At 59.8% G+C, this 16,415-nt stretch carries 16 protein-coding genes, 1 tRNA gene and 2 pseudogenes; 13 read left to right on the top strand and 6 right to left on the bottom strand.

Annotated elements, in window-relative coordinates; translation table 11 throughout:
* The first annotated feature begins 14 nt into the window (after positions 1–14).
* On the top strand, positions 15–1,226 hold the full coding sequence (locus J3O30_RS10895) for a UbiH/UbiF family hydroxylase (protein WP_207584135.1): 1,212 nt from the start codon (positions 15–17) through the stop codon (positions 1,224–1,226).
* Here the strand turns inward: J3O30_RS10895 and J3O30_RS10900 are convergent.
* Positions 1,194–1,496 (bottom strand): annotated as a pseudogene (locus J3O30_RS10900) (AEC family transporter); the annotation flags it as partial. The gene J3O30_RS10895 and the pseudogene J3O30_RS10900 overlap by 33 nt on opposite strands.
* 202 nt (positions 1,497–1,698) lie before the next feature.
* Between J3O30_RS10900 and J3O30_RS10905 the strand changes: the two are divergent.
* The 8 genes and pseudogenes from J3O30_RS10905 to J3O30_RS10935 all read left to right on the top strand — a co-directional run bounded on the left by J3O30_RS10905 (position 1,699) and on the right by J3O30_RS10935 (position 9,929).
* Positions 1,699–3,747 carry an alkyl sulfatase dimerization domain-containing protein gene (locus J3O30_RS10905; protein WP_246762747.1) on the top strand — a complete coding sequence of 683 codons (2,049 nt, stop codon included), beginning with the start codon at positions 1,699–1,701 and terminating at the stop codon, positions 3,745–3,747.
* Between the two features lie 14 nt (positions 3,748–3,761).
* Positions 3,762–4,304 (top strand): hypothetical protein, encoded by a 543-nt coding sequence (locus J3O30_RS10910; protein WP_207584136.1) that lies wholly within the window; start codon positions 3,762–3,764, stop codon positions 4,302–4,304.
* An 87-nt stretch (positions 4,305–4,391) separates the two neighbouring features.
* A complete protein-coding gene (locus J3O30_RS10915) occupies positions 4,392–5,150 on the top strand; it encodes a hypothetical protein (RefSeq protein ID WP_246762759.1) in 759 nt (252 codons plus the stop codon).
* 18 nt (positions 5,151–5,168) lie between these two features.
* Positions 5,169–5,290: pseudogene (locus tag J3O30_RS33170) on the top strand (transporter); the annotation flags it as partial.
* A gap of 82 nt (positions 5,291–5,372) precedes the next feature.
* Positions 5,373–6,836 carry a lytic transglycosylase F gene (locus J3O30_RS10920; RefSeq protein ID WP_207584138.1) on the top strand — a complete coding sequence of 488 codons (1,464 nt, stop codon included), beginning with the start codon at positions 5,373–5,375 and terminating at the stop codon, positions 6,834–6,836.
* Between the two features lie 164 nt (positions 6,837–7,000).
* Entirely contained in the window at positions 7,001–8,881 is a 1,881-nt protein-coding gene (locus J3O30_RS10925; protein ID WP_246762748.1) for an ABC transporter substrate binding protein, read from the top strand.
* Between the two features lie 9 nt (positions 8,882–8,890).
* Complete coding sequence (locus J3O30_RS10930) at positions 8,891–9,502, top strand: response regulator (protein ID WP_207584139.1); 612 nt, start codon at positions 8,891–8,893, stop codon at positions 9,500–9,502.
* Between the two features lie 58 nt (positions 9,503–9,560).
* A complete protein-coding gene (locus J3O30_RS10935) occupies positions 9,561–9,929 on the top strand; it encodes a response regulator (RefSeq protein WP_207584140.1) in 369 nt (122 codons plus the stop codon).
* A gap of 209 nt (positions 9,930–10,138) precedes the next feature.
* Here the strand turns inward: J3O30_RS10935 and J3O30_RS10940 are convergent, their stop codons facing one another.
* From J3O30_RS10940 to J3O30_RS10950, 3 genes are all read right to left on the bottom strand, one after another.
* Positions 10,139–11,074 (bottom strand): MBL fold metallo-hydrolase, encoded by a 936-nt coding sequence (locus J3O30_RS10940; RefSeq protein WP_207584141.1) that lies wholly within the window; start codon positions 11,072–11,074, stop codon positions 10,139–10,141.
* A 243-nt stretch (positions 11,075–11,317) separates the two neighbouring features.
* A complete protein-coding gene (locus J3O30_RS10945) occupies positions 11,318–12,067 on the bottom strand; it encodes a cytochrome c biogenesis CcdA family protein (protein ID WP_207584142.1) in 750 nt (249 codons plus the stop codon).
* A 170-nt stretch (positions 12,068–12,237) separates the two neighbouring features.
* Entirely contained in the window at positions 12,238–13,119 is an 882-nt protein-coding gene (locus J3O30_RS10950; RefSeq protein WP_207584143.1) for an AraC family transcriptional regulator, read from the bottom strand.
* Between the two features lie 331 nt (positions 13,120–13,450).
* On the opposite strand from J3O30_RS10950, the gene J3O30_RS10955 reads away from it, so the two are divergent.
* Both J3O30_RS10955 and J3O30_RS10960 read left to right on the top strand, forming a co-directional pair.
* Positions 13,451–13,526: transfer RNA gene (locus tag J3O30_RS10955), tRNA-Lys, on the top strand.
* Between the two features lie 201 nt (positions 13,527–13,727).
* Positions 13,728–13,931, top strand: coding sequence for a CsbD family protein (locus J3O30_RS10960; RefSeq protein ID WP_207584144.1), 204 nt, complete (start codon positions 13,728–13,730; stop codon positions 13,929–13,931).
* A 105-nt stretch (positions 13,932–14,036) separates the two neighbouring features.
* On the opposite strand, the gene J3O30_RS10965 is transcribed toward J3O30_RS10960, so the two are convergent.
* Positions 14,037–14,264: a hypothetical protein gene (locus J3O30_RS10965; RefSeq protein ID WP_207584145.1), complete on the bottom strand. Its 228-nt coding sequence runs from the start codon at positions 14,262–14,264 to the stop codon at positions 14,037–14,039.
* A 90-nt stretch (positions 14,265–14,354) separates the two neighbouring features.
* Between J3O30_RS10965 and J3O30_RS10970 the strand changes: the two genes are divergently transcribed.
* Complete coding sequence (locus J3O30_RS10970) at positions 14,355–14,525, top strand: hypothetical protein (protein WP_207584146.1); 171 nt, start codon at positions 14,355–14,357, stop codon at positions 14,523–14,525.
* 426 nt (positions 14,526–14,951) lie between these two features.
* Here the strand turns inward: J3O30_RS10970 and J3O30_RS10975 are convergent, their stop codons facing one another.
* The gene (locus J3O30_RS10975; RefSeq protein ID WP_207584147.1) at positions 14,952–15,410 is read right to left on the bottom strand and encodes a DUF3237 domain-containing protein; all 459 of its coding nucleotides are present in this window, start codon (positions 15,408–15,410) and stop codon (positions 14,952–14,954) included.
* Between the two features lie 107 nt (positions 15,411–15,517).
* Between J3O30_RS10975 and J3O30_RS10980 the strand changes: the two genes are divergently transcribed.
* Positions 15,518–16,375, top strand: a complete 858-nt coding sequence (locus J3O30_RS10980; RefSeq protein ID WP_207584148.1) for a LysR family transcriptional regulator — start codon at positions 15,518–15,520, stop codon at positions 16,373–16,375.
* The last annotated feature ends 40 nt before the right edge of the window (positions 16,376–16,415 follow it).

A 16,415-nucleotide genomic window follows, 5' to 3' on the forward strand; every position in this document is an offset into this window, starting at 1 on the left:
AGCGGAACGGTAGCATGAAGACATTCGAAGTGGCGGTGATCGGTGGCGGTCTCGCCGGCATGATCGCCGCAATCGCGCTTGGTCGCGGTGGCCGTAGTGTGGCGCTGGTGGCGCCCGTCGCGGCAAAAGAGGACCGGCGCACCACAGCGCTGATGGATCAGTCGATCCGCTTCTTCGACCGGCTGGCGCTCTGGGAAAAGCTGCGCCCGGCAGCCACGCCTCTCACCAGCATGCGCATCGTCGACGGCACTGACCGGCTGCTGCGCGCGCCGACGACCACCTTCCGCGCCGCTGAGGTCGGCCTCGATGCCTTCGGCTATAATTTCCCCAACAAGGCGCTGATCGACGTCCTCGAAAATGCCGTCGCCGACGAGGGCAATATCACCCGCTTCACCGATATGGCCGAATCGATCGCGATCTCCGCCGAGACCGTGTCGATCACGCTTGCGGGCGGCGAGATGCTTTCAGCCGATTTTGCCGTCGGCGCCGACGGCCGCGGCTCGAAGCTGCGCGAGACGGCAGATATCGGCGTGCGCAACTGGTCCTATCCGCAGTCGGCGATGGTGCTGAATTTCGCCCATTCGCTGCCGCACCAGAACATCTCGACCGAATTCCATACCAAACATGGCCCCTTCACCCAAGTGCCGCTGCCCCAAGGTCGCTCCAGCCTCGTCTGGGTACAGGACCCCGCTGAAGCAGCAAAGCGCCTGGAATTGCCGCTTGCCGAACTCGGCGCCCTTGTCGAGGCGCGCATGCAGTCCATGCTCGGCAAGGTCGATGTGGAGGAGGGCGTCCAGGTCTGGCCGCTGTCCGGCATGATCGCCCATCGTTTCGGCAAGGGGCGCATCGCGCTGATCGGCGAGGCCGCCCATGTCTTCCCGCCGATCGGGGCGCAGGGGCTGAACCTCAGCCTGCGCGATATCATGGCGCTGACCGAGATCCTCTGCGACAGGGCGGAATTGCCGGTGCCGGCCGATGCCGGCGAAAGCTTCGACCGCAAGCGCCGCGCCGATATCATGACGCGCACGGCCAGTGTTGATCTTCTCAACCGCTCGCTGCTTTCGGATTTCCTGCCGGTGCAGATGCTGCGGGCTGCGGGCCTGCATATCCTCTCGGCGATTCCGCCGCTGCGCAATATCATCATGCGCGAAGGCATCGAGCCCGGCCGCGGCTTGCGCGATATTCCGGGTGCTCTACGGGAAAAGCTGAAGCGGAAGAAGGCCTGAGCGGATCACGATCAGCCAGAGCGAAACGCTGACCACCGAAAGCACCGTTGTGATCAGGATCGTCGCCGAGGCGCGCTCCTGCCACACACTATATTGCTGGCCGATGACGAAGACGTTGGTCGCCGTCGGCAGCGAGGCGAGCAGCACGGCTGCCTGGATCCACACCGGCTCGAACCCACCGACCGCTGTCAGTGCCAGGAAAACCGCGACCGGGTGCAGGATCAGCTTCGCCGGCACGATGTAGCCGATCTCAGCCGGGATCCGCTTCAGCGAAGAAAAACGGAAATGCTCTAGGCGCATGTCGGCTCAAAAAAGCACGCCGATCAATCCACATTTGTTGGCCCATGGTCCAACTATACTTCATCAACCCATACACCGAAGATGCCGCCGACGGGAGAGCTACAGAAGCAACAATCCCGCGATTACGAAGTGTGACCTTAGCAATCGGCATCGCGCCGGCGGAGATGAGCAAATGGCACAACAGGATAACTTCGGAATTAGCAGAGCTGATTTTCTAAAAGGGATGGCGACGACGGGCCTGACGGTGGGTCTCGTCGGGCGCTCGTCAGCAGCATCCGCGCAGGATGCCCCACCTGTTTCGCCGAGCGGAAGCGCCGCAAAACCGGCCACCAAGGCGACGACCGAATATAACGCGCTTTATCGCAACGGCCTTCCATTCGATGATGTGGAGGATTTCAAGGACGCCCATCGCGGGCTTTTGGCGGCACTGCCGGACCCGGCGATCATCAACAATGCCGAAGGCGTTCCCGTCTGGGACCTCAGCACCTATTCGTTCCTCGGCACATCCGATCAGGACGATGCGCCCGATACGGTCAATCCGAGCCTCTGGCGCATGGCCAAGCTCAACATGATTCACGGCCTGTTCGAAGTCGTTGACGGCGTCTATCAGGCGCGGGGTTATGACCTTTCGGTGATGAGCATCATCCGCACCGATACCGGCTATATCGTTATCGACCCGCTCGTCAGTTCGGAAACGGCCTCGGCCGTCTGGAAACAACTGGTCATCCCGAAGCTTGGCGACAAGCCGATTGTCGCGGTCATCTACACGCATAGCCATGTGGACCATTATGGTGGTGTGCGTGGGCTGGTGAACCAGGCCGATATCGATGCCGGCAAGGTCAAAATCCTGGCGCCGGAGGATTTCACCGAAGCGGCCGTCGGCGAAAACATCATTGCCGGCAACGCCATGAGCCGGCGCGCAAGTTATATGTACGGCAACCTACTGCCGCGCGGTGCGACCGGCCAGGTCGATGGCGGCCTTGGCAAATCCACCTCTTCAGGCGAAATCGGACTGGCATTGCCGACCGATTGGGCGACGGAAACGGGGCAGAAGATCAACATCGATGGCGTTGAGCTGCAGGTGCTGATGGCGCCGAATTCCGAGGCGCCGTCGGAATTCATGTTCTACATTCCCCGCTACAAGGCATTCTGCGCCGCGGAAGACGCCTGCCATACGCTGCACAATCTCTACACGCTGCGCGGCGCAAAGGTTCGCGACGGGCTCCTCTGGTCGAAATATCTGCAGCAGGCGCTAGACATGTTCGGCGGCGAGACGGAAGTGCTTTTCACCTCGCATCACTGGCCGACCTGGAGCAATGACAAGGTTGTGGCTCATATCGAAAAGCAGCGCGACTTGTTCCGCTTCATCCATGACCAGGTGATGCGCATGGCAAACAGCGGCATGACCCCGAAGGAGATCGGCGAAGTCATTCGCCTGCCGCAGGAGCTGGCGACCACGTGGGCCTGCAGAAGCTATTACGGCACGGTCTATCATGACGCTGTGGCGCAATATAACCTTCGCCTCGGCTTCTTCGACGGCGTTCCGGCCACGCTTCACCAATTGCCGCCGACCGATGCCGGCGCCCGCTATGTCAACTTCATGGGCGGTGCTGACAATGTGCTGCGGCAAGCGAAGGAATCCTTCGACCAGGGCGACTATCGTTGGGTTGCCGAAGTGGTCAATCACGTCGTCTTTGCCGATGCCAACAACATCGCCGCAAAACAGCTCCTCGCCGATACCTACGAGCAGCTCGGCTATCAGGCCGAATCCGGCCCGTGGCGCAACTTCTATCTGACGGGGGCACGCGAGCTTCGCCAAGGCGTTACAGAACTGCCGACGCCGAACACGGCAAGCCCGGATACGATCAAGGCCATGCCGATCGAGATGTTCTTCGACTTCCTCGGAGTGCGGCTGAACGGCGACCGCGCTGCCGGCAAGACCATCAACATCAACATGGAACTGACCGACACGAACCAGAAATATGCGGTCGGCGTTGCCAACGCCGCCATCCACTATTCCAAGGACAAGACGCTTTCGGACGCCGATGTGTCGATCGTCACCACCCGCGAGGCGTTGAACGACGTGATGCTCGGTACTTCGACGATGGAAAAGCAGGTTGTGGAGGGCAAGGCCAAGCTAACTGGCGATCCGAAGAAGCTGGCAGAATTCGTCGGCCTGCTCGACAACTTCGAATTCTGGTTCAACATCGTCACAGCGTGACGGGGGGCTAAGGCATGTGCACCATATGCTCGCTGACCATCGAGTTCTCCGTCGAGCATCCACTTGCACTTGCGGTGGCTGTAGCAACCCGGCAGGCGATCGACGAGGATCTCCTGCCGGAGCCTCCCATCGGCGAAGTCGACATGGGTCAGTCCCGTCACGCGGCGGTCGTGCTTTTGACGACCCTGCAGCAGCGGCTTGAACAGGTTCTTTCGAGTTCAAAGCTGGCGGCTCTTCCAAACTTCTTCGTCCTGATGATCGAAAGCAGGACGTGGGGCTACTTCCTTCCAACGCCTAGCGGTTTCGACGTTCGGGCCGATCCGCCGGCCCCCCGTGTCGAACCTGACGTGGATGGGATGAGAGACTGCATCGTCATTGTCTCCCAGGAGGGCGCTGCAGCCCTGACCAACGGGCAGCTTACATTTCTGCACTCAGAACAGACCGGCGTCCTGGTGGTCGATGGACCGGATCTATCTGTCGGCAATGTGCGATCGGCCTTTTCGGCAGCTTATCCGGTCGGACGGTTCAGCGAGTTCGTCTGCGCCGAGGTCGCATGAAACTCATTGGCGGCACAGATGTCGGATCAACAGGCAGCGGAAGGCGAAAGGAAGCCCATGCATCGTTCGATCAAACATTTCCTTGGGATGCTGGCAGCGTCTGTTTTCACTCCGGGGGCTTATGCCGCGGATCTGCTGCCCGTAACGGCGCCGCAGCCCGTTCCCCGAGATCCCGGCCAATGGACGTTTTCGTTTTCGCCCTACTTCTGGGCGGCGGGACTGGACGGCGAGACGCAAGTCTTCGGGCTTCCCACCGTCGATATCCACCAGGACTTCGGCGACATCCTGTCGGACCTCGACTTTGCGTTCATGGCGGCGGGCGATGCCAGATATGACCGGTACAGCATTTTCACCGATCTCAGCTACGTCCGCGTGACGACCAGTTCGGCTTCGCCGCGCGGCGTCGTCGCAGACGAAGTCAGGCTGAAATCGGAGACGTTCACCGCAATGCTGGGTGGTGCCTACACGGTCTACGAGGATCAGAATGCGCGGCTGGACGTTCTCGCGGGTGCTCGCTTCTGGCACGTCGAAACGCGTGTCGGCCTGAGCGGCGGGCTGATCGGCAGCCTGTCGAAGACCGATTCCGCAAACTGGGTCGACGCCATCGTCGGCATCAAGGGTAGCTACTCCTTCACCGACAAGATCTACGCGACCGGCTGGGGAATGATCGGTGCGGGTGGGGCGGACCTCGACTGGGACGTTCTCGCGGGCCTTGGCTACAAGTTCAATGACACCGTTTCCGCCGTGGCCGGCTATCGCGCGCAGGGCGTGGACTACAGCAGCGATGGGTTTTCCTACGACGTCATCCAGCATGGACCGATCATCGGGATGACCGTGAGATTCTGACGTTGGAGTACCTCGCCAAAAAAACTATCCAATCCGATCGCGTCGCTGATAACTACGACTCCGGCTATGGCCCCGACGAGGGCGAGAGAGCCATGGTCAACATCCAGCCTGTCGTTCCGATCGATCTCAACGATGACTGGAAAGCGGCCGACGTCTACCGGACTGATCGGGGGCGTCGGCCCCGCGCTGCTGCCCTGATCAACGCTAACCAAGGTTCGATCCATGCGCCACATCTCCCGAGTGCTTATCTTGGTTGCCTCGATCCTTCTCGGCGTTCATCCGTTAGTCTTCGCCGCCGAAAGCGCCGCATTGACGATGGCTGCAATCCTCCCGAAGCCGCATACCGGCGATCTCGACGCGATGACGAAGCTGCGGCTGATCCGTATTCTCGTTCCCTACAGCAAGACGATTTATTTCCTCGACAAAGGCCGCCAGTTCGGAACGGCCGTCGAGTTTGGTACCGCGCTCGAGACAGCACTAAACGAGGGAAAGAAGAAAGAGATCGAGCGCATGCGGATCGCCTTCATTCCGACGCCGCGCGACCGGCTGATCCCTGCTCTCAACGAAGGGCTGGGCGATATCATCATGGCGAACATGACGATCACGCCCAAGCGACTGGAGCAGGTCGATTTCAGTGCACCGATCTACGAGCACGCAAGCGAAGTTTTAGTTACGGGACCGTCAGCCCCAGCAATCGCAAGTCTCGACGACTTATCCGGCAAGGAGATCTCCGTCCGGGAGACCAGCAGCTACGACGAGCATCTTCTTGCTCTGAACGAGCGCATGAAGGCGGAGGGCCGGCCCGAAGTCCAAATGAAGGTCATCGACGAAAACCTCGAGGACGAGGACCTCATGGAGATGGTCAATGCGGGACTACTGCCCTGGACGATCGTCGACCAATACAAGGCCGACATTTGGACGAAGGTGTTCACCGATCTCAAGGTGCGTTCGGATATCGCGATCTCGACCGACGGTCATATCGCTTGGGCGATCCGCAAGGACAGCCCGCAACTGAAGGCAGTGCTCGACAAGTTTGCTGGCGAGCACGAGGTCGGCACAACATTCGGCAACATGCTGCGCAACAAGTATTTCAAGAGCGACAAGATCCTCAAGCAGGCCTATTCCCCCGAGGATGTCGCGCGCTTCAAGACGCTCGTCGACATATTCCGGGTCCATGCTGGGGAATACTCGTTCGACTACCTCATGCTGATGGCACAGGGCTATCAGGAATCGCAGCTCGACCAGAAGCGACGTAGCCCGCGCGGCGCTGTCGGGGTTATGCAACTGCTTCCGGCAACCGCCGCCGGAAAGGAGGTCGGCATCACAGGCATTGCCAAGAGCGAGGATCGGAACGTCGAAGCGGCCGCGAAATATCTGCGCCACCTTATCGACGTCTACATCGACGATCCGGGCATCTCGCCGCGCGATCGCCAGCTCATGGCGTTTGCGGCCTATAATGCCGGACCGGGCAACCTCAGGAAATTTCGCAAGAAGGCCGCCGAGCTCGGCCTCAGCTCGGATGTATGGTTCGGAAACGTCGAGAATGGTGCTGCTGCGATCGTTGGCCGGGAAACGGTGCAGTATGTCGGCAACATCTTCAAATACTACATCGCCTACAGCCTCCTGGAGGAAGAGACATCCGGCCGCAAGACGTCAGCAAAGACCGCACCGCAATCGCAAAACTGACGTCTAGGTCGGATCGTCCAGATGACAAGATTGCAAACTGCACCACCGCTCAATTCCGGCGCGCGAGAGGTTGCCCGCCCGTGGGAACCTCCGTATTTTAGTACGCTTGAATATTGACTCCACGTTGCATCGCGGATGCGACAAGTTTCAGGTGGTCGCAAGCGGTGGGTTCGAATCGTGCAAAGAGCGTGAAATATCAGGCGATAGGTCTGGCCTGCGCCCTTTTCCTTGCTGTTTCGCTTACTGCATTCGTCGCGAAACAGGCGGTCGCGCAAGTCGGCCCGCATCCCGTCAGCCGAGTCCTGCTTATCTACGAAAACGAAAGCACTCTGACAGCCGCTGTTGAGGTGGCGCAGGGCCTTCGTGCAAGCATGTCAAAGGCCATGCCGGCCGATATAGAAATCTACAGCGAGTACCTCGACACCGTACGTTTCCCTTCCCCCGCCAACGTCGCCCGCCTTACGGATTATTTGACTTCGAAATACCAGGGAATGACGTTCGATGTCATCCTGACGATTGGACCGGGAGCGTTGAAATTCGCGCTTGATCATCGCACCGCAATCGGAGGCGGCGCGCCGATCGTGTTTGGAGCCGTGACTGACAATTCGATCCGCAACAATAATTTACCCGCCGATGTGAAAGGCGTCGTCAGCCACTTTGATGTGGGCAAGACGATCGGCCTTGCCCTCACGTTGCAGCCCGATACAAAGCAGATCGTCGTCGTCACCGGCTCGTCGGCCTTCGACAAAAGTTGGCAAGTCTCTGCGCGTGCTACCCTGCGCGACGCCTATTCGGGTGTTCCAGTGACTTATCTTTCGAACTTGCCGATCGAAGGTTTCATGGATGCTGCGCGCAATGCAGCGGACCAGACGATCTTTCTCGTCCTGACGATTTTTGAGGACGCCGACGGCAGAAAATTCATTCCACGCGATGCTGCGGGGAAGATTGCTGCCGTCGCTCGGGTGCCGGTCTATTCGGTCTACAGTTCATATTTCGGCGCCGGGGCCACGGCTGGCTACGTGGGGACTTTCCAGGCGGTCGGGGAGCAGATGGGCTCACTTGCGGCAAGGGTGCTTAAAGGCGATCTCAATGCATCGCAGACGAGCTTCGTCGGGGATGGCCCGCTGGTGGACTGGCTGCAGGTCCGTCATTTCGGTATCGACCCGGAGCGCATTCCGCGGAATGCTGAAATCGTGAACTTTCAGCCGTCCGTCTGGGAACGATACCGCCCCCAGATATTAGCCATTCTCGCTGTCATTGTTCTACAAACCGCTACGATTGTGGCGCTGTTCTTCGAGCGCCGACGCAAGGTCCGGCTTCAGGCGGAGCTTAACCTCGAACGCCTTGAACTAGCCTACATCTCGCGAACGGCCCAGCTCGGGGAACTGTCCGGCGCGCTTGCGCACGAACTGAACCAACCTTTGACGTCCATTCTTGCTAATGCAGAGTCAGGGCGAAGACTTCTCGATAGTGATCCCTTGGACAGTGGCGAACTGCGGGAGATCCTCGGCGACATCGTTCTCGACAACAGGCGTGCCTCGACCGTGATTATTCAGTTGCGCCGCCTGATGATCCGAGGCGAGACCAGCCTCGCGTCGATGGATCTCAATCACGCGGCGACCACGACGCTTGCCCTTTTACGCAGTGAGCTTCTGGCACGGCAGACCCAAGTCGATCTGGCGCTCGATCTGCCGGATGTCCGTATCCAGGGAAATCTGCCGCAATTGCAGCAAGTCATTCTCAATTTGGTGCTGAATGCTGCAGATGCAATGCGGCATCTGCCGCCGGCTAAACGCATAATTGCAATCGAGACAAGAAAACGCGAGAATGGAACACTTGAGCTTACTGTAACCGATCTGGGCGTCGGCATCGCCCCGGAACGGGTCGCGGATTTGTTTAAGCCGTTCGTCAGCACGAAGAAGGCGAGCCTCGGCCTCGGCTTGGCGATCTGCAAGTCGATCGTACAGGCTCACGGAGGAACCCTGCGCTTTGACGATAGCGTTCGGCAAGGCGCTCGTGTGATACTCACTTTACCGGCTGCATAGGGGGATATGATGAGCAATTCATCTGCGACCATTCATATCGTGGACGACGACGTCGGAATACTGAGAGCACTGAAACGACTTCTCACTATAGCTGGCCATAACGTCGAAACGCACCTGTGCGCAGAGGACTTTCTCGCAAAACATGACCCCGACAAACCTGGTTGCGCGATTGTCGATCTTGGCTTGCCGGGATTGGATGGCTTCGGGCTCCAGGACAGTCTGGTGATAGACCACGTAGAGCGGCCGATTATCTTTTTGACAGGCAATGGCAACATTCCCGCGAGTGTTCGCGCGATGAAAGCGGGGGCCGTCGACTTTCTGACCAAGCCCGTCGAACCAAACTGCCTGCTATCGGCTGTCTCGCAAGCGATCGAAAGGGATGCGGCCGCACGACAGATCGGACAAGAACGAAGGATTGCTGAGCACCGCTTCGCCACACTGACACGGCGCGAGCGGGAGGTGTTTGCGTGGGTTGTTGCTGGCCGGCTGAACAAGCAGATCGCGGCTGAACTTGGCACCGTCGAAAAAACCGTCAAGGTTCATCGCGGCCGTATGATGGAGAAAATGGGCGTCCGTAATGTTGCCGATCTCGTGCGCCTTGGAGCAACCCTCCATCATTAACGCAAACATTGGACACAAGGCCAATTCACTGCCCGCATTCTTTCTGTAATATGGTGTCATGGATACGCCGGGACCCAAGGTCGCGATTGTGGATGACGATGAGGTTGTTCGTCGCGCGCTGCGGCGAATGATAGCTTCGCTTGCCTATTCTCCGATCGAGTTCGGGTCCGGCGAAGCGTTCCTTGCTGAACTTCCAAATACGAAGTTTGCTTGCGCTCTAATCGACATGTATATGCCCGGCCTCAACGGAATCGACATTGTAGGAAGGATGCGGTCCGAAGGACGAGACATCCCTTCTATCATCATAACAGGCGGCGATGAGCCGAAGTTGGAAGCGCGCTGCTTCAAGGCAGGAGCCGCAGGATATATGGTCAAACCGATCGAACGTGACGCCATCGGCGAAGCAATACGGACATTGCTGCAATAAAGAACTTCCACAGATCCAGAGGGATTGAGCCGAGATTTTGTCGTCGTTCTTCGCGACCGCGACATCCAGTCTAATTAATGCATGTCGTTATTCCGGAACGGTGCAGCGGTTCCGGGGATATCGACATGCATAAAAACAACAGACTAACGCGCGTCACACGAATCAAATCGGATGCGACGCGCTTTAGTGCGGGCCTAACCCGATTCCGGTCAGTAGTCCCAGAAGGCCGGCACCCAACGAAAGGCGTCGCCGTCGACCGCCACCCGGCCAACGGACGGGAACGGCAGGTGAGTGGCCACCAGTTGCTCGCCGGTCTCCGCCAGTTCCCGCAAAAGACGGACCCGAACGCGAGCCGCCTCCTCGGGGTCGTGTTCGAAGCCGTTGTACCAGTCGGGGTGTTCAAACCCGACCGCGAACACGGCGTCGCCGGCAAACATCAGCCGTTCGCTGCCGGACGCCAGGCGGACCACGCTGTGCCCGGGGGTGTGGCCGCCGGTGCGATGAACGACCACGCCCGGCGCCACCTCGTACTCCTCATCGAACAGCCGCAAATGGCTGCGGTACTCTTTCGCGAACCGCTTTGCGGCCGCCCGAAGCGCGTCCGGGAACCCCGCCGGCATGGAGACCCGGGAGAAATCGGGCGCCTCCCAGAACTTGACCTCGGCCGCCGCCACGTGGATCCGCAGGTCGGGGCGCAGCTGGTCCTTCACCCCGTCGACGAGTAGCCCGCCAATGTGGTCCATGTGCATGTGGGTCAGCACCACGTCGGTCACCGACGCGAGATCGATGCCGGCGGCCTCCAGTCGCTTGATCAGCTGCCCGGCCCGCGGCAAGTGCAAGTCCGGGTCGACCCCCAGCCCGGCGTCGAGGAGGATGGTCTGGTCGCCGCTGCGCACCACGACCACGTTCAGCGCCCAGTCGAAAGCGTCCGGCGGCAGGAACATGTCTTTCAGCCAGGCCGCTCGGGCGGCCGGATCGGCGTTGTGTCCCAGCATCGCAGTTGGCAGCGGTAACACTCCATCGCTGACCACCAGCACCTCAATCTCGCCGATCCGCACCGCGTAGCGCGACGGAACCAACTCGTCGGGCCGAGGTCTGCCAGAGTGTGCGGTGTTTTCCAGGCTCATCTTTGTCTCAAGGTTCATGTTCGTCTCCTTCTGACCGCCGCCTTAGACACGGCACCGACGACGCTACATGGAGGCGTGTTTGCGATCGATTGGGTCGAGGAATAAGGGCGAGTGGGGCCGAGGGACAGGGCGAGCTATACCACGGCATAGGTGCAGGCCTCGCTTTTTACTGCCGGCGGCGTGCTGATGAGCGCGCGGTCGATTAGATCAACGAATGCGGCAAGCCTGCTGCCATAGCCGAGAAAATCGGCAACTGGACGCCTAGCCGATCTGCATCAGAATCGGGAAGGTCTGCTGAAACCAGATGGCCACGTCGCTGACCCATCCGAACAGGAAGGCAAGGCCGGTCAGCACCAGGAAGACACCCATCACCTTTTCCACCGTGCCGAGATGCCGGCGGAAGCGCGACAGGAAGCGCATGAAGGCGCCGGAAAATCCGGCGGCGATCCAGAAGGGGATTGCCAGGCCGAGGGAATAGACGGCAAGCAGCCCGGCGCCGGAGCCGACCGTCTCGCGCGAGGCGGCGACACCGAGGATCGCGCCGAGCACAGGGCCGATGCAAGGCGTCCAGCCGAAGGCGAAGGCAAGGCCCATGACATAGGCCCCCGTCAGCGTCGCCGGCTTGCCGCCGCCTTGGAAACGCGCCTCGCGGGCAAGGACCCCGATGCGGAAGAGGCCGAGGAAATTCAGCCCCATGACGATGATAATCAGCCCGCCGAGCTTCGATAACAGGTCGAGATGCTGGCGAAGCGCCATGCCGATGCCGGAGGCGCCGGCGCCGAGCGCCACGAAGACCGTGGCAAAGCCGAGCGTGAACAGCAGGGCGGAGAACAACACGCCGCGCCGGACATCGGGCGCGACGGCAACCGCACCGCCGCCACGGAACTGCTCGACCGAAATGCCGGCCATATAGCAGAGATAGGGTGGGACGAGGGGAAGCACGCAGGGCGAAAGAAAGGAAAGCGCCCCGGCAATCAGCGCGCTCCACAGGGAAATATCGGCAATCGACACACATTCTCTCCGGCTGCAATCTGCATGATGTTCCTAGCTTTGCGAGGCCGGGATTGCCAATCACCTTTTTGCGCTTTGCTTAGCCTCGAACCGGTAGAGACGGAGAATGGGCGGATAATGGCCCGTAGATTTCCCAGCGATCGGGAGCGACAGGCCGCGGCCATAGAATGCTATTTCAGCGGCAAAAACAGTTCCGCGACCGCCTCATGCTCCGCCACCTCCGGAAAGAAGCTCAGCCGCTGGCAATAGATCGGGAAGTCGCGTGCTTCCTCGCCGCTCACCGGAAGCCAGTCGCGATAAAGATAGAGCGCGGCGGGCTCCAGATTGTCGGTGTTGCCGACGATGCGCAGCACCGCGCAACGTCCGCCGGGGATTTCGCCGGCCTTGACCTGCGCGCCGTTCGGCTCGATCGGTTGGTCGGTCCCGACACAGAGGTCCACGCTGTAATCGGCAGGCGAGGCAGGGCGCCGCTCGGACCGCCAGACATTGAAGGTCGGATTTGTCTTGGGGTGCAGGCCGGCGGCCTGGCGCCAGGCGATGAACCGCTGGATGGTGGCGCCGAGCGTCGCCGGGTCGCCCCGATGCTCGATAATCGCCACCGGTGTCGGAGGCACATTGCGAATCGTCACGTCGTCAGTGGTAAAAGTCTTCTGCATGCGCTTGCTCCTTGCGTTGTCGAGGGGCCCGAAGGCCGCAAGCCACGGCTCCCAGTCGGGAGATTTCCGGAACGACGAAGGCGATTGCCCGAACCGTTGCCGAAAGGCGCGGGCGAAGGCATCAGGTGCATCGTAACCGGCATCCATCGCTATATCGGTGACACTTTGGGCATCCCTGTAGGCCAGCCGGTGCGAAGCGCGCTTCATCCGGGCAAGCTGGATATAACGATACACGGATAGACCGAAGGTCGCCGTGAACTGCCGGTGGAAATGAAACTTCGAGAACGCCGCAACACCGCTCACCGTTTCCAGGTCCAGATCGTCGTCCAGATGCCGATCTATGTAGTCAAGCACCCGCTGCATCCGGTCATGGTAGTTTTGAAGCGCCGCCTTCATCGTTCCGTCCTCCGTGGCAGCATGAGATAAGCGCATGCCGACATGACGCGCTCGACCGATCTTGCGGTTTTGTCATGGGTCGCAGAACCTTGCCAAGGATTTTGGAGATGATGCTCGCATCCGCCGCCGCGCGCCTTTGAGGCTGCAGCCTGGATATGTGCCTTGCCCCCGCAAGATATTTACCTTGGCCCTTGGCCCCGCAAGATGTGCATTGCTCGCGCAAGAAATGTGCCGACTGCCGGAAAAAGCCGAATTTTTCGGTTGACCGCAATGGGTCGCCTGCCTATGTTCCGCCCACTTCCAGCCGGGGTGCTTCACACCCGCGGAGCGGGAGAGCGTAGCTCAGCTGGTAGAGCAACTGACTTTTAATCAGTAGGTCTCGGGTTCGAACCCCGACGCTCTCACCATTTCTAATCTTCAATATGACTGCCGCTAGCTGAGATCAGCAGTCAAAGGCGTCGCTGCTGTCGCGCACATGCACGTATGGTCTGGAAGGCAATCACAGCCAAACGCAGAATCACGCGACGGTTCAAAAATCAGCTTCGTCACAGGAACCAACTTCCACTGCGGTCCGTTTTCTTCTCACCAACATATAGGAGAAATAGATCATGGATTGGAATCGTGTCGAAGGAAATTGGAAGCAGGCGAAGGGCAAAATCAAGGAGCAGTGGGGCAAACTCACTGACGACGATCTCGACCAGATCGCCGGCAAGCGGGATCAGCTGGAAGGCAAGATCCAGGAGCGCTACGGCATCGAAAAGGACCGTATCAGAAACGATGTCGATGATTGGTATGGCCGCCAGACTTGGTAATTACCTCAACAAAAGCCCGGTGAAAGCCGGGTTTTTGCCGTCGAAGGAGCTGAGGTGCAACCAGCTCCGCGAGGTTCCTTTGGAGCGATCAAGTCGGTCGGATGTTCATGAATATCCCCCAAAAGCCAGGAGAAGTGCGCCGACGGCGATAACGGCCAGAGCTGGCCAGTTCTGGGATATCCCGAGGAACCTGAGGCCTTGGCGCCGTGGTTCCAGCGTGCTGCCGCCTTGCGGCATGTGATGCGGATCGCTCGGTCTTCGACCAAGCGCCGACGAAAACAGAAAAACAAAGCCGCCGATTATGAGAGCGGCACCGATCAGGATTGCCCACATGGTGGCCTCCGCTAGTAACAGGGATTTTGGGTAAACCGGATTCGGACCTGTTCGTTCCGTGAAAGACTGCTGAGCAATCCTGGAGATCCCATGGACAAGACACCGAAAACGGCGATCCGCGGAATGATGTTGTACCTACTCGCTCTTCTCGTCCTGGGCGTTCTGGCCGGCGCCGCCTACACAATCTATGGCCATCCCGCCGATCCGTCTGAGCGACCAGCGGCTGAGACGATTCCGCAAAAAGCCACGGCTCCGCAGTAAAGCACATCACACCAACTGTTTAATTGATCACCCTTCGAGAACAAACGGTGACCCGGGAAAGCACTTGCCACATCGGCTTCCCACCTGGTCAGGTCGTGTTGAAGCGCCCGGGTTCCTTGGCAAGAAAGCCGCAAGCGGCAAGCAACATCGCTTTGGAAAGCAAGGCAGAAATTCCTGTCGCAAGTCGTTCCAACCAGTAGGGATCTTTATTTATAGGGAGAACAACCTGCGACACGGAATCAGCCTCTGCTGAGCGAAGCCGTTGCGGCATTATGTTGCCCAACGCCGATGGCACATCCAAAGCATGTCGCGCAAAAGTGTGCAGCGGTTTTCCCAGGCAAAGCGCGAAGCGCTTTTGCCGCAACGACATGCGTAAAAACAAAGACCTAAAGCGCGAGGAGCGAATCTGAAAGATCGCGACGCGCTTTAGAGAATTTCAAATACGTCATACTCAACGCCGCCCGGACACCGTCCGCCCTGCGCAACCGCGACGATTTGGTTGAGCCACGCGTGCCGTGGCGCGGCCGTCTCGAAATAGGGCGTTGTCCGCAGATAATATTCGGAGGTGTCGACCGTTTCGCCGAGCGCCAGACGCTCGTCAACGGCCGGGGTGGAGCGCCTGATGCCGCGATAGGTCATCAAGATCAGATCGCCGTCATCGGCGACGAGCAGGAGCCTGGCATCCTGCTGAAACGTGCCGTCTGCACGCGCAAGCAGCAGATCGGAGCCGATCAGCGGCGACACTTCGCCTTTCAGGCGCTCGCCCTCAAAATATCCACCGGAAACGGAAAATATGCGGCGGCCTCCGGCCGGCGTCTGGCCGAGCTCCAGGGCCGGATGAAGTGTCATGAAAAGTTTGAATAAGGGCCGAGATTGCAGGGTCATGTCAGATCGCCTATTGTTGACTTCAACCCTAGCTACAAGCGCTCTGTCCCCAAAACGCGCTTTGCTTGTGAGCATCACAAGAAAAACTCATTAAAAGCGAAGAGATCATGCGGCCGCCGTTGGAGTCCTTGCGAATTCTGGAAGCGTGCGTTTCTGCCGGCAGCTTTGCCCGCGCGGCCGAGCGTTTATGCCTCACCCCAGCGGCCGTCAGCCTGCGTATCCGGTCGTTGGAGACCGAACTTGGTCAGCCGCTGTTCCAGCGTGCCGGGCGCCGCGTTGTCCCGACGGCTGCTGCCGCTGTTCTGGCCGGCCGAATTCGGGCGGCATTGGATGGCATCGCCGGCGCGCTTGATGCGTTCCAGGCGGCCATGCCACCGCTCCGGCTGACGGCGCCTCCGACATTTGCATCGCGCTGGCTCGCACCGCGGCTGTCCCGCTATCACTCAGTGGGAACATCACCGATCGAGGTCGACGTCTCCGCCGATATTCGCGATCCCAGCGCATTTGACGTCGCCATACGGACGGGGCGTGGCGGATGGGAAGGGCTTGACGAATATCGGCTCGCTCCGGTTGAGGCAACTCCGATGCTGGCGCCCTCACTGCTTGGAACGAGAACCCTGCACGGGCCGGATGAGCTGACGGATTTCGAGCTTTTGCCGCATCCGGATTGGCATGCCTGGTTCCAGGGCGCTCAAAGCGAGACGCCGCCGGCTCTGCGGTTTGCGATGGTCGATTATCCCACGCACGAATTGGACGCCAGTGCGGCGGTGGCAGGTGTCGGCGTGGCGCTGTTGTCGCCGTCCATGTTTCGACCGTTTTTGGACAAGGGAGTGCTGATCGCACCCTTCCCATATGTGCTGACCGGGCCGGCCTGGCATTTCGCGTTAATGCGCACCGGCGACTCCCGCCTCGCGCCCAGGCAGCTCTGCGCATGGCTTTGTGAGCGGGCTCACGAGCCAGCCTGATAGGGAACAACCTGCGACAGCAAGATCGACAGCAGGCCAG

Source organism: Rhizobium sp. NZLR1, assembly GCF_017357385.1.
In the GTDB taxonomy this organism is placed as follows: domain Bacteria; phylum Pseudomonadota; class Alphaproteobacteria; order Rhizobiales; family Rhizobiaceae; genus Rhizobium.